Here is a 17,637-nt window from a genome sequence, read left to right as displayed (position 1 = left end):
CGGAGGGCGGAAGAACAAGCCCGAAGGGCAGAAGAAACCAATCATCTCCGCCGGAAAGGCAAAATCCCGCCCCCTACAACTCATCCAACGCGCAAAGCGCAGGCGTCAACTCACCCAAGCTATTGATAAGCGCCATGTTCTCGCTGTAGTCCACAGGGCAGGCCACCAGCGACACGCCGGGTTCGTTCAGAGCTTTTTGCAAGGTGGGCAAAAGTTCGGCGGCGCTTTCAATGCGGTAACCCTTGGCGCCAAAGCTTTCGGCATAGGTCACAAAGTCGGGATTGCCAAAGTCCACGCAGTCGTGGGAGCCGGATTCCATGTCCATCTTCCACTTGATCAGCCCGTAGCTGTCATCCACCCAGATAAGTATCTTGAGCGGAATATTCTCGCGGACAGCGGTTTCCATTTCCTGCGAATTCATCAAAAAGCTGCCGTCGCCCATGACGGCCAGCACCTTGCGCTCGGGGCAGGCCAGATGCGCGCCGATGGCTCCCGGCAGGGAAAAGGCCATGGTGGATAGGCCGTTGGACACAATGCAGGTCAAGGGCGCGTAGGTGGGATAAAGGCGCGCCATCCACATTTTTATGGCCCCGGTGTCGGCCAGCACGATATCCTCATCACCCATTGCAGCGCGAATGTCGCTCACAATGCGCTGCGGCTTTAGGGGGAAGGCGTCGCTCTCACGGCCCTTGGCAAGTTCTGCCTCCACCAGTTCGCGGATTCGTGCCCCGCGTCCGGCGGAAAGCAGAGGTTCCGCCCCAAGTTCCTTGGCCAGAGAGGCCAGGGCAAGGCCTACATCGGCCATGATGGTGACTTCGGGGTTATAGTGGGCATCCACATCGGGCATGAATGTATTGATGTGGATGATGCGCTTGTTTGACTGGGGATTGATGCGCATGGGCGTGAATTCCTGCAATTCGTATCCGATAGAAAGGATCACGTCCGCCTGGTCGAAAGCGCAGTTTTCGTAGTCGTGCCGCATAAAGCCAATGACGCCCAGCGACTGGGGGCTGCGGTCGCTGATAACGCCCTTGCCCATGAACGTTGTCGCCACGGGGATTTTGTAGCGCTCGGCAAAGGCGGCCAGCACGGCGGCATTGCCTGTGCGGGCCACGCCGTGCCCGGCCATGATGACGGGCTTGCGGGCGCAACGCAGCAGGGATGCGGCTTCCGCCACCGCAGCGGGCGAGGGTATGGCCTTGGCGCAGGGAGCCGCCTTGAGGGGCACGGCTTCGGGCATTGGGGCCGCTTCCACATCTTCGGGAATGGCAAGGTAGGTCGCGCCGGGCCGTTCCTCCTGCGCTACCTGAAAGGCATTGCGCACCATTTCGGGCACTGCCTGGGGCGTCAGCACCGTATCCGCCCACTTGGTAACGGGCTTGAACATGCCCACAAGGTCAACAATCTGGTGCGATTCCTTGTAAATGCGCTTCAGCCCCACCTGGGCGGAAATAGCCACCAGAGGGCTTGAATTGGTCTGCGCGTCGGCAGCGCCCAGCAGCAGGTTGATGGCCCCCGGCCCAAGAGTGGCGGTGCATACGCCCGCCTTGCCTGTCAGGCGGCCATAAATGTCGGCCATCAGGGATGCGCCCTGCTCGTGCCGGGCAAGAATAAAGCGGATGTCGCCGGAGGCGGCCACAGCCCGCACAAATTTTATATTTTCTTCACCGGGGATGCCGAAGACGTACTTAACTCCCTCGGCCCTGAGGCATGAAACAAGGAACTGGGCTACGTTCTGCTGATCCATGGCTAACCTCGTTGGGGTGTTTGCCAAGGCTCATGCCTTGGGATGACTGGCCGGAAAGGGCTTGGCGTAATCCTGCCGTGCGCAGATTTTGCGGTCGGGCCTATTTTTGCGCCACGGCGCGTTCAAGCACATCGGCCCAGTGGTGCAGAATGAAAATGTGAGCCTCCTGAATGCGGGCCGTGACATCGTGGGGCACAATAACAGCCATGTCGGCCAGGGATTCCAGCTTGCCGCCGTCGCGCCCCAGCAGGGCGATGGTGGCAATGCCTTGAGCGCGCGCCTCGTTGACGGCTGCGATGATGTTGGCCGAATTGCCGGAGGTGGAAATGCCCACGAAAACATCGCCGGGGCGGGCAAGGGCCTCTACCTGGCGAGAAAAAACATCGTTGAAGCCGTAGTCGTTGCCGATGGCCGTGAGGTTTGACGTGTCCGTGGTCAGGGCGATGCAGGCCAGCGCCTTGCGGTTGCACTGAAAGCGCCCCACAAGCTCTGCCGCAAAGTGCTGGGCGTCCGCCGCCGAGCCGCCGTTGCCGGCAATAAGCACTTTGCCTCCTGCCCCAAGGGCCGCGCCCAGCCTCTCTGCCGCAGCTTCCACGGCGGGGCGCATGGTCTGTAGCGCGCCAAAAAGCTCCAGATGGGCGGAGAGGGACATATCAAAAAGCGAATTCGTCATGATTTGACCTTGCTGCACGGTTTTGTTTCCCTGTAGGGGCATCGGTTTTAAAAACGTCTTGCAAGCCTAGCAAGGGCGGGAACAAAAGAAAAGCATCCGCCGCCCGCGCTTGCGGCACCGACGCGCATGCCGTACATGCAGGGGAGGAGGCATTATGAGCACATTCAAAGAGCAGTGGGCGCAACTGCTGGCCCCCAACCGCAAAACCGGCACGGGCATGAAGCTCGACACGCTGGACGCGGTGCGTAATCCCTTTCTGGTGGATTATGACCGGATCATCTTTTCCAGCTCCTTCCGCAGGCTGGCAAGAAAAACCCAGGTGCACCCGCTGGTGCGCAACGACCATATCCACAACCGCCTTACCCATTCGCTTGAGGTGAGCTGCGTTGGGCGATCCCTTGGGCTTGGCGTGGGCGATGCCCTGCGGCGGCGCGGCGACCTGCCCGAGGGCTGCACGCCGGACCATCTGGGCCAGATCATTCAGGCCGCCTGCCTGGCGCACGACATAGGCAATCCGCCCTTTGGGCATGCGGGCGAGGAGGCCATCCGCGACTGGTTCAAGGATTCCGCCAACAAAGAGCAGTATTTCAAAAATCTGCTGCCCGCAGAGTGGGCCGATTTTACGGCTTTTGACGGCAACGCCCAGGGCTTCCGCGTTATCAACGCTCTTGAAAACAACAAGGACAGGGGCGGCTTTCGCCTGACATTCCCTGTCGTTGCGGCTTTGGTGAAGTACCCGCGCTCGGCCTATGAAGCGCAGGGCGTGGGCAAGAGCAAGTTCAATTTCTATACGGCGGAACGGGATCTTTTCGCCGAAATCTTCGGCGCTATGGGCCTGGCGGAAGGCGCTGGCTGGCGCAGGCATCCGCTTTCGTATCTTTTGGAAGCGGCGGACGACATCTGCTACCGCATTATCGACATGGAAGACGCGCGCGAGCTGCGCATCATCACCTATGCCGATTTTAAGGCCGCCATGACGCCTCTGCTGGATGGTAACTGTCTGGACGATCCACGCCTTGATTCCATGGATTCCGACCGCAGACGCACCAGTATGCTGCGCACCACGGCCATGGGGCGTATGATTCCGTCCATCACGCAGACGTTCATGGACAATTACGAAGCCATCATGGAAGGGCGGCTTGAGGGCTGCCTGCTGAACCACGCCCAGGAGGATGTAGCCGGGTTCATGCGTGAGGCGGGGCGGGTTTTTAACAGCAAGATTATGAACAACCCGCAGAAGACGGCGTTGGAAATTGGCACCTACACGCTCTACCGGCGGTTGCTTGATGTGTTCATTCCTGCCTGCTTCAACTTCACCAAGGGCAATGCCATGAGCTATCAGGAAACACGCGCCCTCACGCTCATGGGAGCCAATGCGCCGAGCAGGGAAGACAGCCTGTATATGGCCTATCTGCGGGTGCTGGATTTTGTGTCCGGCATGACGGACGACTACGCCGCGTTTATTTCGCAGCAGTTCTCCGGCACAGCGGGGCGGTGAGCCTTTGCCGTCGAGATCGCAAGCTCACTGAGAATTAAGGATGCCGCGCAACGCGTGCCTTGGGCATGTGCTGCGCGGCATCTTTCGCCGAACCTGTCTATGCAGGTTGTCAGGTGCGCCCCGTTAAAGGGCTATGGCGGCATTCATAAACGGCCCCGAAGCCTGCGGCAACATGCGGTGCCCGGTGTCTGCCCATTCGTGGTCTTGGGCAAGGGCGTCAAGCGTGAGGTCGCGCAGCTGTTCGTAACATTCCACCAGCGAATACCTGTCGGTATCAATGATGCAGTGGGGGCTACGGGGTTCGTCAAAAGCGTCAAAAACTGAATCCAGGGTGGAAAGGTCGCCGCGTTCAGCCTTGGCATACAAGCCCTTGGCATCGCGCTGCACCAAAGCTTGCAGCGAGCAGCGCACCCATACCTCGCGGTACATGGGCAGCATGGCCCGGTTGCTCTGGCGCATGCTCTCGTATGGTGTGGCGGCTGCGACCACGCATACTTTGCCCTGCGCCTGCATATTCAGCGCGTAATCGCGCAGGATATCGGTATTGCGCACGCGATCCTCAGGGGTAGCGGCGGACAGTCCGTTGCTGCGGCAGAAGGTGTCGGCGTCGATGAACTCAACGTCAAATCCCTGCCCGTCAAGATACAGGCGCAGCAGTGAACCAAGGGTGGTTTTTCCACTGCCGGAAAGTCCCAGCAACCAGATTGTCGGCGTCATACTGTCCTCGCTTGCTTGCAGTGCGGTTATGCGTGTGGCAAACCTGCACTGGCTTATGCAAATTACCGGCCAATATTAAATTTTTTTAGTAAGTTTGTGTTGTTAAGGATATCCAATAATTGGGGGGTGCGGCAATTTTGACAGTGTTGGCCCCATTCCACCTTGGGCAATCCCTGGCGGGATCACCCAAGGCGTTTACGCGGGCAACACAAGCTGTGGGGGGGAAGGCTGATTTGGGGCTGGCGAGAAAAGATCCACTGTTATTTTGCAGGACTCTGGACGGCATCGTTGACATAGGGGATGGGGAACCACTGATATCCCTGCCCCGCCTTGCCCACGTGCCCAATGCCGGGAAAGGAAATGTGCGCTCCAGCCACAAGGTGTCCCTTTTCTGCGGCTTCTGCAAAAAGACGCTGCCTCTGTCTGACGGCTCCCTCCGGGTCAAGGTCGTACTCAATGGCCGTATCCGGCAGGGGAAACTGCGCCTCAGCAACATGAACGGTATCTCCCCAGAACAACAATTTTTCACCTTTGCTTTCAAGCAGGTAACAGGTGTGACCAGGAGTGTGCCCCGGTGCGGCCACGGCGTATATTCCGGGCAACACCATCTGGCCCGCTTCAAACCGTGCCACCTTATCTGCACTGAGGTAGGGGGCCATGCCCTTTCTGATCCTGTGCGCGTACAGATTCTCAAGGAAATCATACGCTCAAATTCGCCCAAAACGTGTTCTGACTTTCTGAACATGCCGGACAGGGTCATACCCAAGTCGACCCTTTCGCAGCATTTCAGAATATTGCGCGAGGCTGGTCTGATCCGTAGCGAGAGAAGTGGTGTTGCGCTCAAAAATACTCCGCGTTGCCAGGAATTGCAGCCCCGCTTTGGGCGGATGATAGCTGAAATTCTGGCGGCGTATGCCCAGGAATATGGCAGGAAAGATGCGGATGAATAGGGCCGGATGGAAAGACGGCATAATTGAAGGCTGACAGATAGGACACCCTCGGCGCGAGTCAGTTTTCGCCAATCAGCAAGGTTTAAATGGTATTGCCGATTGGATGAAGTATGGCTGTTGACATGCGGGTGAAGAATTTATAATAGGAGTGAACACTTCGTTTATTAATAAAAAGTGCAGGAGACTTCCCGTGGCCCGACCAAAAAATGAAAAGCTTGAAATCCAGCGGCGTGAGGAAATTTTGCAGGCTGCGTCCCGCGTGTTCCGGGCCAAGGGTTTTCATCTTGCCAGAACAGAAGACATCTGCACCGAGGCCAAAACAAGCGCGGGAACACTGTTTCGTTATTTCAAATCGAAAAAAGAAATCATCGAAGCTATTGTTGAGGCAGAAATGAAGGCCAACGATGAGGATCTGCTGGTTCTGGCCCAACGGCAGTCCGTAGAGGGGTTGGCCAAACTGACGGCAGAAGAATTACAAGAGATGCTCCGTCCCGGCGGGTATGGGCTGGCAACAGAGAGTTGGCTTGAACTCTCTCGCAGTCCCGATGGCAGAAAGCAGCTTGCCGCTTCATCTGCCAAACTGGAAGCAGCCCTTGCCGCTTTGCTGGCACAAGGTCAAGCCGAGGGCTGGGTGCGCCGCGATCTCAACGCCAAGGGCGCTGCCAGCCTGCTGCTTATTTTGTATACCGGGGTGCAATTTGATGCAGACCTCGGCATGGATATCGACTACGAGGCCTCGGCACAGGCCATTTCAGACCTTATCAAAAGTTTTATTCTGACCTCCTAGTGTTATGCCACCGCACTTTGTTCAGTGCAGATGTTCGTTTAATAAAATGACGGAGTACTCCGTTTATAGTGGGGCATGCATGGTTTCCATCGCGCGTTCGAGCCTTTTATACGAGTGGCGGCGCTATCTGGCCGCAGTACTGGCAGTTACCTTTGCCGGGCTTTTGACTGTGGTGCAGCTGGCCCTATTACTTGGTTTGTTCAATACGGTGTCTGTTCCGCTGGATCAGTCAACGGCAGAACTGTGGATTGGTTTCCGCAACACGGCAAGTGTAGATCTTGGCCGGGCTGTGAGCCAGAGCGCCGACACCAGAGCCTGGATGCATCCGGGTGTTGCCTATGTTGAAAGGTTTGTCAGCGCTTACGGCGATCTGCGAAGGGCAGATGGCGTGCCCGTCTCAGTGATTATCAACGGCATTGATACCAGCGGAGAGGCCTCGGCCTTTTCGCGGTTGCTCACGCCAAAACAGCGTGCCTTGCTGCGCGAACCAGATGCCGTGCTCATTGATGTGGCAGATGCAAACAAACTTGGCGCAGAGGGCAACACCCTGGTGGAAATCAACGGCAAGAGGGCGCGTATCGTCGGCACAATCAAAGGGCTGCGTGCCATTGGCGGTGTGAACATGCTGGCCTCTCTTGCTACGGCACGGCGGCTTGCTCCAGAAACTGCCAACCAGACAACGTATTACATGGTGCGTCTCAAGCCTGGCTTTGCCGCAGAACAGGTGCAGAAGGAAATTGCTGATTCTGGCCTTGTTTCGCGCTACAGCGTGTGGCAGGCTCAGGATTTTTCTGTTCAGTCTCAGGTTTACTGGCTTTTTGAATCAGGCAGCGGTGTGGGGACGGGCTTTGCCTCGTTGCTTGCCCTGCTTGTGGGCGTGGCAATCACCAGTCAGACACTTTCAGCGGCCATCACCGCGTCTATCAAAGAATTTGCGGCCTTGCGGGCTTTAGGAGTGTCCAGGCACAGCCTGCGTTGCGTGGTCATCGAGCAGGCTGCCTGGATTGGCTTTATTGGACTGCTGCTCACGGCTGCGCTCACCGTTGCCATTGCCCTGCTGGGCGAGAGCGCCAATATCGCCATGGCTTTTCCTGTGTGGCTGCTGGCAGGAAATGCCTTGATCATGATGGCAATTGCCGTTGGTTCCGGTCTGCTTGCGCTTAAACCATTGCTCAACACCGAGCCGGTCACACTTTTGCGCTAGGAGCCTCCAGTGTCCAACATCCCCACATTACAGGCCATGGACATATCAAAGAGCTTTGTCAGCGGCAGTATTTCACAGCAAGTAATCAAACAGAGTTCGCTCGATGTGTTCTCAGGTGAACTAACCCTGCTTGTGGGACCTTCCGGTTCAGGAAAAAGCACCATGCTCTCTATGCTGTCTGGCCTGCTGCACCCAGATACCGGGATGGTTATGGCTCTTGGCACCAATTTGTGGAGCCTGGGAGAAAAGGAACTGGATATGTTTCGTCTGGAACATTGCGGATTCATCTTCCAGGGCTTCAATCTTTTCGGCTCATTAAGCGCATTGGATAACGTAATCCTGCCCCTCCAGTATATGGGCATTCAGAGGGAGGAGGCCAGAGACAGGGCGAGGCTGGCTCTGGAAGAAGTTGGCCTTGGGGGACGTTGCCATTTACGGCCCATTGAACTTTCTGGTGGCGAAAAACAGCGTGTTGCCATAGCCCGCGCGCTTGTCAAAAGGCCACAGATGATTTTTGCCGATGAACCAACTTCCGCTCTTGATAAGGCCAACAGCGAAATTGTTATAACCCTGCTTCAAAGTATTGCCGGACAGCACAACGCAACCGTGCTGGGCGTCACGCATGACCCGCGCCTGCTTTCCCACGCCGACAGGGTTATTCATCTTGAAGACGGCATTTTAAAGCAGGATCACCGCAATCCTTAAGTAATTTATGTGGAGTACAAATGAACAGTCTTGCCGTGCGTGCAAAAAAAATGTGCGGAGCCGTGCTGTGCATCATACTGTGCGTGTTCTGTGGGGTTTTGCTGGCAGCCGGTCAGGGGCAGGAAACGCCTTCTGCCCCAATCGTGGAAGTGCTGGCCAGCGCCAAGGGCCGTGTGGATGTGGAAGGTGGCGTGATCAAGCTTGCAGCGCGCAGGGACGGCGTGATCACCGCTGTGATGGCGGAAGAAGGGGAAACTGTAGAGGCTGGTCGTGTGCTGGCTTGTCTGGATGACAGCCTCGCGCGCAACAGGCTGAATCTTGCGGAGCAGGAGTTGAGGCATACAGAGCTTCAGGTGCGGCGTAACGAAATCGTGTTGCGGGCGGCGCAGAGGGAGCTGGAACGTCTGCGCCCCATGATCAAAACCAAGGCTGTAGCCATGCGAGAATTTGATCAGGCCGGGGATACCCTTGTAGTCGCTGAAGTCGATCTGCGCAGCAGTATTGCCGCAGTGGAGGTGGCCCGTGCCCGCGTAGTGGTCGCGCAGAATGAAGTCAACGAGTACAGGATTGTTGCGCCGCTTGATGGCCGCATTGTGCAGCGGCAGGCGCGTCCGGGGAATGGGGTGAGTACCCTGAATGTGACCCCCCTGTTCAGCTTTGTGCCCAATAGCGGCTCTACCTCAAAGACGGGGGCATGGCGTCTCCAAGAAAAAATGGGCATACCAATTAAAGTTGGTATGCCCATCAGGGCAGCTTTTATTTTCCGACCAAAGAAAAGAAGAGAAGGCCCTGTGGAAGGATTGTTAATTGGCTTGCGGGATTTTGCAATCGAAAAAGTGGTCAGCCACGTTCCCCCGGTGTTTGAGGCCAGATGGACGGGCAAGAATACGTGCCCGCACTGCGGATGTGAAAAGCTGCGTATCAAGGACTCATTCTGGCGGACGATCCGTAATATTTCCATTCATGGAAGGGCGTCACGCCTGTTAATTCGCTGCCATAAATACCGATGCGAAAGCTGCGGCAGATATTTTAATACCAGACTTGCAGGCATAAAAGTGTGGAGCAGAACAACAGAGCTGCTTAAGCGCAACATTTTTCAGGCCTACAACAAAGGTGTTTCCTGTAAAGACATCGCCAATGAGCACCGCATCGGCGTGGCCAGCGTGGAGCGCTACTACCACCAGATGATGCAGCACAAGAGCAGCCACTGGGCAAACCGCACATGCCCGCGCATTCTGGGCATTGATGAGCATAGATTTACGCGCAGACAGGGCTTTGCAACAACGTTTTGCGACTTGGCCCGCCGCAGGGTCTTTGATGTGGTTAAAGGTCGTAGCGCCGCTGATATGCGCGACTTTTTGCAATCGCTGCAAGGCCGCCATAAAGTTAAAATGGTCTGTATTGATATGAATTCTGCGTATCGGCGACTTGTGCGGGAATGGTTTCCCAATGCGCGCATTGTTGCGGACAGATTTCATGTTATCAGGCTGGTGAATCAACACTTTTCAGAGCTGTGCAAGGCAATTGATGAAAAACAACTTGCTTATGGGCGAGGCGGTATGATGCGTCTCTTGCTGACTCGCCGTGATCGATTAACAGACTCACAGAAAGAGCGATTACGAACATACTTTGCTGACAGGCCGGACATTGAATCGCTGTACGAATTTTTGCATGACACAGCTGATTTATTGCGTGTGCGGGCGCAAAGTGTCGATTCGTGCCGCAGGTATGCGGCTGAATTATTAGATAAAATTGAGCAACTTCGAAAAACTAGCTTCGCGCCGTTGCGTACCTTGGGCAAGACGTTGCATAATTGGCGGGAAGAAGTGGCCCGAATGTTCCGTTTTACCCGGAATAACGGCATCACAGAAGGCTTTCACCGAAAAATGAAGTTGATCCAGCGGCGTGCGTATGGCTTTCGTAACTTCGAAAACTACCGCCTGCGTGTGCGCGTTTTGTGCTGCTGAAATGGCTGGGGAATCGTTCAGAAACCTGGCTCTACCTCAAAGACGGGGGCATGGCGTCTCCAAGAAAAAATGGGCATACCAATTAAAGTTGGTATGCCCATCAGGGCAGCTTTTATTTTCCGACCAAAGAAAAGAAGAGAAGGCCCTGTGGAAGGATTGTTAATTGGCTTGCGGGATTTTGCAATCGAAAAAGTGGTCAGCCACGTTCCCCCGGTGTTTGAGGCCAGATGGACGGGCAAGAATACGTGCCCGCACTGCGGATGTGAAAAGCTGCGTATCAAGGACTCATTCTGGCGGACGATCCGTAATATTTCCATTCATGGAAGGGCGTCACGCCTGTTAATTCGCTGCCATAAATACCGATGCGAAAGCTGCGGCAGATATTTTAATACCAGACTTGCAGGCATAAAAGTGTGGAGCAGAACAACAGAGCTGCTTAAGCGCAACATTTTTCAGGCCTACAACAAAGGTGTTTCCTGTAAAGACATCGCCAATGAGCACCGCATCGGCGTGGCCAGCGTGGAGCGCTACTACCACCAGATGATGCAGCACAAGAGCAGCCACTGGGCAAACCGCACATGCCCGCGCATTCTGGGCATTGATGAGCATAGATTTACGCGCAGACAGGGCTTTGCAACAACGTTTTGCGACTTGGCCCGCCGCAGGGTCTTTGATGTGGTTAAAGGTCGTAGCGCCGCTGATATGCGCGACTTTTTGCAATCGCTGCAAGGCCGCCATAAAGTTAAAATGGTCTGTATTGATATGAATTCTGCGTATCGGCGACTTGTGCGGGAATGGTTTCCCAATGCGCGCATTGTTGCGGACAGATTTCATGTTATCAGGCTGGTGAATCAACACTTTTCAGAGCTGTGCAAGGCAATTGATGAAAAACAACTTGCTTATGGGCGAGGCGGTATGATGCGTCTCTTGCTGACTCGCCGTGATCGATTAACAGACTCACAGAAAGAGCGATTACGAACATACTTTGCTGACAGGCCGGACATTGAATCGCTGTACGAATTTTTGCATGACACAGCTGATTTATTGCGTGTGCGGGCGCAAAGTGTCGATTCGTGCCGCAGGTATGCGGCTGAATTATTAGATAAAATTGAGCAACTTCGAAAAACTAGCTTCGCGCCGTTGCGTACCTTGGGCAAGACGTTGCATAATTGGCGGGAAGAAGTGGCCCGAATGTTCCGTTTTACCCGGAATAACGGCATCACAGAAGGCTTTCACCGAAAAATGAAGTTGATCCAGCGGCGTGCGTATGGCTTTCGTAACTTCGAAAACTACCGCCTGCGTGTGCGCGTTTTGTGCTGCTGAAATGGCTGGGGAATCGTTCAGAAACCTGTCGGAAAAACTGCCCGCTGAAGGGGCTTGCCCCCGTCTTTGGTGTAGAGCCAGAAACCTGTCGGAAAAACTGCCCGCTGAAGGGGCTTGCCCCCGTCTTTGGTGTAGAGCCCGCATAGGCCGGGTTGTGGGCCAGCGGCTGCCACCGGAAGATCCGGCGGAAAAGCAAGACACAAGGGTTGTAGAAGTGGTGACGACCCTTGAGGCGGACGGCCTGCTGATCGGGCAAAGGGTTGTTGTGCGGTTCCTTGCGGACGGCGGGAGCAGCCACAAGGACTGACGGCGAGGCCCCAGGGCTTTCAATGGATAAAAACAGGGCCGTCCGCAATTGCGGGCGGCCTTTGAATATTTCGCGTGGGCTACAGATAAAAGAAACGGGAGGTCAGTGATCTGACCTCCCGGTGACTTCTGGCGGAGCGGAAGGGACTCGAACCCTCGGCCTCCGGCGTGACAGGCCGGCGTTATAACCGACTTAACTACCGCTCCGTTTTTTGGGATGGTGGGCAGTACAGGACTTGAACCTGTGGCCCCCGCCGTGTGAAGGCGGTGCTCTACCAGCTGAGCTAACTGCCCTCCCGGCGAAGATGAGTTCTACGCAAACACCCCCTCAGAGTCAAGCGAAAAAAATGAAGTAAAAAAATTTTTACAGGAAAAAAATATTAACATGCTGATTTTTAAGTAAAAGTTAAAAAATTACTCCAAAATGCTCTTTTGCTTGTGTTGCGGTGCTTCTTGGGGAGTGCTAGACCTCCCCTTAGCACATTACAGAACGCTGAACGCCGCTGTTTTCGCGCTTCCGGCGCAAAAGCAGCACAGTGGACGCGCCGCCGTGGAGGCGGTTTTCTGTTTTGGGCAATTCGCTGTTGAGGCACAAGAAAAATGAGATTTTTTTTCAAGCAGATATGCCTGGCGGCCTGCTTTTTTGCAGTTGGGCTTGCTGCCCAGTCAACGCAGGCGCGTGTGGTCGAAGGCAACGCCATCATGGATCAACCCATGCGGGAGAACCTGTGCGCCCTTACCTTTGATGACGGCCCGTCGATAAACACGCCGCATCTGCTGGACATGCTGGGAGAATACGGCATCCCCGCCACGTTTTTCATGTTGGGCAACCAGGCCGAGCGCCATCCCGATATTGTAAAGCGCGTCATTGCCGAGGGGCATGAAGTGGGCAACCACTCCTATTCGCACCCCAATCTGCGCGTGGTCAGCCTTGCCCGCAAGGAAGAAGAGCTGCGCCGCACAGATACCATATTGCGCAACCTTGGGGCCTCGCCCCAGTTCATGCGCCCCCCCTATGGCTCGTATGACGCCTCTACTGAAAAAGTTGCGGCCAGCCTTGGGCTTTCCCTCATGCTCTGGTCCATGGACAGCCGCGACTGGCAGCGCCTGCCAGACAATTACGCCACCCTGCGCAACAACAGGGGCACAGTCTACGCGCCGGGTACCCTGCGCGGTATCTTTTTATTCCACGATTCGCACAAGCGCACTGTGGACGACCTGCCGCGCATCATTCGTGATCTGCGCGCTGGTGGTTGTCAGCGCTTTGTGACCGTGACCGACTATCTTGAGGGGCTTATGGATCCAGAACCCGGCCTGCTCATGACGCGCGTCAAGCGCGGCGCGCCCGGCATGGATGAGCCCCCCATGGTTGCCCGGCATCAGGTTGAAGGCGTGCATCAGTCAGAAGAACTGCCGCCGCACAGCTTCCCTGCCGGTTCGGCTGATATCCCTCTTGCGCGCAGCAGCACCCCCTGGCAACTGGTGGAGAGTCCAAGCCCGGAAATGACAGGTCAGGCCGCATTGCCCGGCACTGCCGCGCACCCGGCGCAGGATGCTCCTCAGCCCACGGGCAGCAGTGCAGTCCAGCCGAGAGAAGGCTCCGCCCTCTCCCCGGCGCAGGCTCCTGCTTCCTGATGCGGGAGTAATGTTTCTTTTGACATTGCTCTGCCAAAGGCGTGTAATTCAGCTATGGCATGAGAGCATGCCTTCATATTTTCCACTGTCCTCCCCCCCACAGGGAAGTACAAATGAAAGGCCCGGATCAACGATCCGGGCCTTTCTGCTTTCAAAAAATGATTCAGGGACGGTTTTTCCCGTTTATGAAAGCCGCGTCCTGAAATCCTGGTAGCCAAATTCCCGCAACATGCGAAAGCGCGTGTCACCCGCTGCATCGGCTTCGCAAATGCCAATGGATGGCAGACGCAGGCCGTTGAATGTGGTAGTTTTGACCATGCTGTAAATGGCCATGTCTTCAAACACCAGCCGCTGGCCGGGCACAAGAGGCGCGTTGAAAGAATATTCACCTGCCACATCGCCCGCCAGGCAGGACTTTCCGGCAAGGCGGCATGTCCAGGCATGCTCCCCGGCTTCGCCTGCCAGTTCTGCCACATGTGCAGATTCGTAGCGCACTCGTGGACGGTAGGGCATTTCAATGACATCGGGCATGTGGCAGGGAACGCCGATATCAAGAATAGCCACAGGCATGTCGGCCTGCACCACATCCAGCACCGTTGCCACAAGCCAGCCTGCATCCAGAGCCACGGCCTCGCCCGGCTCAAGGTATATCTGCGCGTTGTAGCGGTCGCGCCAGTCGGTCAGGCAGCGGCAGAGCAGATCAAGATCATAGCCTGGCTTGGTGATGTGGTGCCCGCCGCCAAAGTTGATCCAGCGGCACTGCGGCAACCATTGCCCAAAATGGCGTTCAACGGCCCTCAGGGTGCGCTCAAGAGCATCTGCCCCCTGTTCGCACAGCGTGTGGAAATGAAGCCCGGAAATGCCCTCCAGAGCTGCAGGATCAAAGTCCTTGGGCCTGATGCCCAGACGAGAACCCGGTGAGCAGGGGTTGTAGATGGCGGCTGCGCCTTCGGAATGCTCTGGGTTGATGCGCAGGCCGCACTGAATCTGGCGGTCCGGGCAGCGGCTCTTGTTCTGCATGGCCACTGCGGGTGCGAATTCGCGCCACTGGGCAATGGAGTTGAATACCAGGTGATCCACAAGGGTGAGCAGCTCGGCCATCTCGCGGCGGTTCCAGGCAGCGGCAAAGGCGTGTACCTCGCCGCCAAAGTCCTCTCGCGCCAGCCGTGCTTCGTCCACAGAACTTGCGCAGGCTCCCCACAAGGGGCCGTGCCCCTTGGTGCGCGAAAGAAGCGGAAAAGTTGCCCAGGCTGCGTACCCCTTGAGCGCAAGAAGAATCTTGGCCCCGGTGCGCTCCTGAACTGTGCCCAGAGTTGCGGCATTGGCCAGAAGCTGTGCTTCGTCCAGAACAAAGCAGGGCGAAGGAATGCGGGCCGGATCGAACAGAAGGTTCTGGCAGTGCATGTTTGTTCCTTTGAACAAAGAGAGTTTCAGTATGGTGTCGCGCCCGTGCAGGCTTATGCTTGCCAGATAAAACGGTCGCGCCCTTCCCGTTTGGCTGTGTAGAGTTGGGCATCGGCCGCGTTGATGAGCGATTCGAGGTCGCTGGCCTTTTGCTCGGCCATGCCGATGGAAACAGAAATGGCTATGCTGAGCGCGCCGATCTGCACTGGTTTTGAACTAACGGAAGTGCGAAAATTTTCAAGCCTTCGGGCGAAGTCGTTTTTATCCATGCGTGGCGCGACCACGCAAAATTCTTCGCCGCCGTAGCGTCCGCAAATGTATGGTTCTGGAAACTCGTCGCGCAGCATGCCGCCCAGCTGCCGCAGGGCAATATCGCCCGCCAGGTGTCCGTAACGGTCATTGACCTGCTTGAAATAGTCAACGTCGATCATGGCGGCGGCCAGGGGGCGGCGATCTTTCCTTGCCTCGGCCACAGCCTCTTGCGCTTCAGAGAAAAACTGACGGCGCACCAGCAGGTTGGTGAGGGCATCGCGCTCTGCAAGGGCGCGGTTTTTGCGGATAAGATCCTGAATGTCAAGATTCATGGAAATACGGCACAAAAGCTCCTCAAAGGAGGATGTCTTGAACACGTAATCGTTGGCGCCTGAACGCAGAAATTGCGCTCCAGCGTCCGTGCCCACAGAAATGACAATAATGGACAGCTCGTCCATGGTGTGGGTTTTGCGGATGGCGGCGGTGAGCTTGATGCCGTCCATGCCGGGCATGTAGTGGTCGGCCAGCACAATGCGTATGGCGGGATGCTCCTTGAGGATCTGCAGGGCTTCCAGGCCGTTGCTTGCCGTGTAAGCGGTGATGCGCTGACGCCGCAGCAACTCGGATACCTGCATGCACCAGAGGTTGGAATCGTCCACGATCAGGGCTTCAACGCCGCTGTTGGCGCGCAGACGGCTCACCACGCGCATGAGGTACATCATGTCATCGGGGGTACGCTTGACGATATAATCTGTAACGCCCTGCAGCATGAGGCGTTTATAGATATCTTCGTCAAAGTGGGCGCTGACCACTACCACAGGGATGTTCCGGGCAAGGATGGCAGGGACAATTTCGCCGTTGGGGGCATCGGGCAGATTGAGGTCGCAAAGGGCAAGAAAGTACTGCGAAGGATTGTCCTCCAGCAGTTTTAAGGCTTGTTGGCGATTCTCGGCGCATTCGTAGGAAAGCCCCAATTGTTCCTTGAGATTGTGCGCCATAAAGCGCGCTGTTGTCCGACTGTCTTCAACGATGAGAACTTTCTGCATGTTTGCTTCCGCATGGGGGATTGGTTTGGGGCTGGATAAAAAAATTGCGCCGTGCAAGAGTGCGGAACCTGCGCGGCGGCTGTAAATTTTAATCGTATTGATTTTTGCTCTTGCAGTCAAAAGGGATAACGGCCCTTGCGTGTTATATTTGCAGAACATTTCCCGTCCAATACCGTCGGCGAAACAGCGGGCCAGTGCAGCGGGAACGATTGCCTGCCGCAGTTTTGCCCAAGATAACAGGCAACAAGCTCTGCGTGAGCGAGAGCCTCGCTGGCAATTGTGGGCGGCATGAACGCAATGTATGCGGTTCCAATCGGTGTATTGCCCTCTTTGCCTGGGGGGCTGTGTTGTTGTCTTGGCATTCTCACGGCAAAGAGGTAGCAATGCCCATGTCCCCATCAATCTTGCTCGCCATCCTCTTTGCCGCCTTTCTGCACGCGCTTTGGAATATTATTGTCAAAAGCGGTGACAACAAGCTTTTTGAAACAGGCTTGAACGCTTTTGGTGCCTGTCTTGGCGCACTGTGTCTGCTGCCTTTTTTGCCGCCGCTGCCACAGGCCGCGTGGCCCTATCTTGCCATGTCGTGCATGTGTCATCTCGGCTATTACATATGTATTTCAGCGGCCTATGAGCGGGTAGACATGTCTTTTGCCTACACGGTAATGCGTGGATGCGCGCCCTTGCTCACCTCGCTGGCACTGCTGGCCTTTGGCGTGAACATGTCGGTGGGCGCATGGTGCGGCGTGCTTACGTTGTGCGCGGGGATTATGTGCCTTGCCACGGATAATATGCGTCGAGGCTATGGCTGGAGCGAAGTTTTTATCTCGTTGCGTACATCATGCATCATTATGGGGTACACGCTGGCAGACGGCCTTGGTGCGCGGGAAAGCGGCAACGCCGCCACCTACACTATTTGGATTTTTCTGATCAACGCGCTGCCCGTGCACGTTTACATCCTGTGGCGGTATGGCTGGAGTTACGTGGGCTATGCCCGTAAACGGCTTGGTGTGGGTACGTTGGGCGGTTTGGCAAGCATGGGCTCGTATGGCATTGCCCTGTGGGCCATGACCCTTGCGCCCATTGCCGTGGTGGCGGCCCTGCGCGAAACCTCGGTGATTTTTGGCATGCTGTTGGCCATGTGGCTGCTGCACGAGCGTTTTACGCCCTTGCGTGGATTTTCTGTGCTGCTGGTTGTCGGTGGGGCAGCACTGCTCAAGCTGGCCTGACCAAAAGGCTGCAGGCAGGCTCGGTGATAATGGCGGCAGACTATGCGAGAGGGAACCTTTGCTGAAGGCGGCGTAGTCCACCCTGTATGGGATCGTTCTGTCCGTGGGCAAGAAGTCAGCCCTGCCTAGATGCCACGGGTGCATCGCCGGCACATTACCAACTCAAACACCTCCCGCTGTTTTATTGCTGGCAAGCA

16 protein-coding genes and 2 tRNA genes are annotated in these 17,637 nt (G+C 56.1%); 10 read left to right on the top strand and 8 right to left on the bottom strand.

Features of this window, described 5'->3' with window-relative positions; all coding sequences use genetic code 11:
- Positions 1-73: 73 nt before the first annotated feature.
- Positions 74-1,747 (bottom strand): acetolactate synthase large subunit, encoded by a 1,674-nt coding sequence (locus ACUZ79_RS02290; protein WP_449250591.1) that lies wholly within the window; start codon positions 1,745-1,747, stop codon positions 74-76.
- Positions 1,748-1,847: 100 nt separating this feature from the next.
- Positions 1,848-2,420 (bottom strand): D-sedoheptulose 7-phosphate isomerase, encoded by a 573-nt coding sequence (gene gmhA / locus ACUZ79_RS02285; RefSeq protein WP_233483521.1) that lies wholly within the window; start codon positions 2,418-2,420, stop codon positions 1,848-1,850.
- Between the two features lie 154 nt (positions 2,421-2,574).
- Here gmhA and ACUZ79_RS02280 point away from each other — a divergent pair, with 154 nt between their 5' ends.
- On the top strand, positions 2,575-3,918 hold the full coding sequence (locus ACUZ79_RS02280) for a deoxyguanosinetriphosphate triphosphohydrolase (RefSeq protein WP_449250590.1): 1,344 nt from the start codon (positions 2,575-2,577) through the stop codon (positions 3,916-3,918).
- Positions 3,919-4,041: 123 nt separating this feature from the next.
- Here ACUZ79_RS02280 and ACUZ79_RS02275 read toward each other — a convergent pair whose 3' ends face one another.
- Entirely contained in the window at positions 4,042-4,635 is a 594-nt protein-coding gene (locus tag ACUZ79_RS02275; protein WP_240823354.1) for an adenylyl-sulfate kinase, read from the bottom strand.
- A gap of 260 nt (positions 4,636-4,895) precedes the next feature.
- On the bottom strand, positions 4,896-5,294 hold the full coding sequence (locus ACUZ79_RS02270; protein ID WP_449250589.1) for a hypothetical protein: 399 nt from the start codon (positions 5,292-5,294) through the stop codon (positions 4,896-4,898).
- On the opposite strand from ACUZ79_RS02270, the gene ACUZ79_RS02265 reads away from it, so the two are divergent.
- From ACUZ79_RS02265 to ACUZ79_RS02235, 7 genes are all read left to right on the top strand, one after another.
- Complete coding sequence (locus tag ACUZ79_RS02265) at positions 5,190-5,585, top strand: ArsR/SmtB family transcription factor (protein WP_449250588.1); 396 nt, start codon at positions 5,190-5,192, stop codon at positions 5,583-5,585. The genes ACUZ79_RS02270 and ACUZ79_RS02265 overlap by 105 nt on opposite strands.
- 190 nt (positions 5,586-5,775) lie before the next feature.
- The gene (locus tag ACUZ79_RS02260; RefSeq protein WP_240823357.1) at positions 5,776-6,372 is read left to right on the top strand and encodes a TetR/AcrR family transcriptional regulator; all 597 of its coding nucleotides are present in this window, start codon (positions 5,776-5,778) and stop codon (positions 6,370-6,372) included.
- A 79-nt stretch (positions 6,373-6,451) separates the two neighbouring features.
- Positions 6,452-7,576 carry an ABC transporter permease gene (locus tag ACUZ79_RS02255; protein ID WP_240823358.1) on the top strand — a complete coding sequence of 375 codons (1,125 nt, stop codon included), beginning with the start codon at positions 6,452-6,454 and terminating at the stop codon, positions 7,574-7,576.
- A gap of 9 nt (positions 7,577-7,585) precedes the next feature.
- Positions 7,586-8,281 (top strand): ABC transporter ATP-binding protein, encoded by a 696-nt coding sequence (locus ACUZ79_RS02250; protein WP_449250587.1) that lies wholly within the window; start codon positions 7,586-7,588, stop codon positions 8,279-8,281.
- A gap of 20 nt (positions 8,282-8,301) precedes the next feature.
- On the top strand, positions 8,302-10,248 hold the full coding sequence (locus tag ACUZ79_RS02245; protein WP_449250586.1) for an ISL3 family transposase: 1,947 nt from the start codon (positions 8,302-8,304) through the stop codon (positions 10,246-10,248).
- 168 nt (positions 10,249-10,416) lie between these two features.
- Entirely contained in the window at positions 10,417-11,571 is a 1,155-nt protein-coding gene (locus ACUZ79_RS02240) for an ISL3 family transposase (protein ID WP_449250559.1), read from the top strand.
- 154 nt (positions 11,572-11,725) lie between these two features.
- The gene (locus ACUZ79_RS02235; RefSeq protein ID WP_449250585.1) at positions 11,726-11,878 is read left to right on the top strand and encodes a hypothetical protein; all 153 of its coding nucleotides are present in this window, start codon (positions 11,726-11,728) and stop codon (positions 11,876-11,878) included.
- 129 nt (positions 11,879-12,007) lie between these two features.
- Here ACUZ79_RS02235 and ACUZ79_RS02230 read toward each other — a convergent pair.
- Both ACUZ79_RS02230 and ACUZ79_RS02225 read right to left on the bottom strand, forming a co-directional pair.
- Positions 12,008-12,084, bottom strand: a tRNA-Asp gene (locus ACUZ79_RS02230).
- A gap of 11 nt (positions 12,085-12,095) precedes the next feature.
- Positions 12,096-12,171 (bottom strand) — tRNA-Val (locus tag ACUZ79_RS02225).
- Between the two features lie 306 nt (positions 12,172-12,477).
- Between ACUZ79_RS02225 and ACUZ79_RS02220 the strand changes: the two genes are divergently transcribed.
- Positions 12,478-13,512, top strand: a complete 1,035-nt coding sequence (locus ACUZ79_RS02220) for a polysaccharide deacetylase family protein (RefSeq protein ID WP_449250584.1) — start codon at positions 12,478-12,480, stop codon at positions 13,510-13,512.
- Positions 13,513-13,695: 183 nt separating this feature from the next.
- Here ACUZ79_RS02220 and nspC read toward each other — a convergent pair whose 3' ends face one another.
- Both nspC and ACUZ79_RS02210 read right to left on the bottom strand, forming a co-directional pair.
- Positions 13,696-14,916 (bottom strand): carboxynorspermidine decarboxylase, encoded by a 1,221-nt coding sequence (gene nspC / locus ACUZ79_RS02215; protein ID WP_449250583.1) that lies wholly within the window; start codon positions 14,914-14,916, stop codon positions 13,696-13,698.
- A 53-nt stretch (positions 14,917-14,969) separates the two neighbouring features.
- Entirely contained in the window at positions 14,970-16,214 is a 1,245-nt protein-coding gene (locus ACUZ79_RS02210) for a GGDEF domain-containing response regulator (protein ID WP_240823363.1), read from the bottom strand.
- A 389-nt stretch (positions 16,215-16,603) separates the two neighbouring features.
- Here ACUZ79_RS02210 and ACUZ79_RS02205 point away from each other — a divergent pair, with 389 nt between their 5' ends.
- Positions 16,604-17,440 (top strand): DMT family transporter, encoded by an 837-nt coding sequence (locus tag ACUZ79_RS02205; RefSeq protein ID WP_240823364.1) that lies wholly within the window; start codon positions 16,604-16,606, stop codon positions 17,438-17,440.
- Positions 17,441-17,637 lie beyond the last annotated feature (197 nt).

The sequence above is a fragment of the Desulfovibrio faecalis genome, from assembly GCF_053570625.1.
The sequence above is the reverse complement of the archived record's forward strand: the minus strand, read 5'-3'. Positions and strand labels throughout refer to the sequence as shown.

What these genes read in the sequence shown, in the direction of transcription:
- ACUZ79_RS02290 (WP_449250591.1), bottom strand. Translation starts at nt 1,747, where the DNA reads ATGGATCAGCAGAACGTAGCCCAGTTCCTTGTTTCATGCCTCAGGGCC.
- gmhA (WP_233483521.1), bottom strand. Translation starts at nt 2,420, where the DNA reads ATGACGAATTCGCTTTTTGATATGTCCCTCTCCGCCCATCTGGAGCTT.
- ACUZ79_RS02280 (WP_449250590.1), top strand. Translation starts at nt 2,575, where the DNA reads ATGAGCACATTCAAAGAGCAGTGGGCGCAACTGCTGGCCCCCAACCGC.
- ACUZ79_RS02275 (WP_240823354.1), bottom strand. Translation starts at nt 4,635, where the DNA reads ATGACGCCGACAATCTGGTTGCTGGGACTTTCCGGCAGTGGAAAAACC.
- ACUZ79_RS02270 (WP_449250589.1), bottom strand. Translation starts at nt 5,294, where the DNA reads ATGGCCCCCTACCTCAGTGCAGATAAGGTGGCACGGTTTGAAGCGGGC.
- ACUZ79_RS02255 (WP_240823358.1), top strand. Translation starts at nt 6,452, where the DNA reads ATGGTTTCCATCGCGCGTTCGAGCCTTTTATACGAGTGGCGGCGCTAT.
- ACUZ79_RS02245 (WP_449250586.1), top strand. Translation starts at nt 8,302, where the DNA reads ATGAACAGTCTTGCCGTGCGTGCAAAAAAAATGTGCGGAGCCGTGCTG.
- ACUZ79_RS02220 (WP_449250584.1), top strand. Translation starts at nt 12,478, where the DNA reads ATGAGATTTTTTTTCAAGCAGATATGCCTGGCGGCCTGCTTTTTTGCA.
- nspC (WP_449250583.1), bottom strand. Translation starts at nt 14,916, where the DNA reads ATGCACTGCCAGAACCTTCTGTTCGATCCGGCCCGCATTCCTTCGCCC.
- ACUZ79_RS02210 (WP_240823363.1), bottom strand. Translation starts at nt 16,214, where the DNA reads ATGCAGAAAGTTCTCATCGTTGAAGACAGTCGGACAACAGCGCGCTTT.
- ACUZ79_RS02205 (WP_240823364.1), top strand. Translation starts at nt 16,604, where the DNA reads ATGTCCCCATCAATCTTGCTCGCCATCCTCTTTGCCGCCTTTCTGCAC.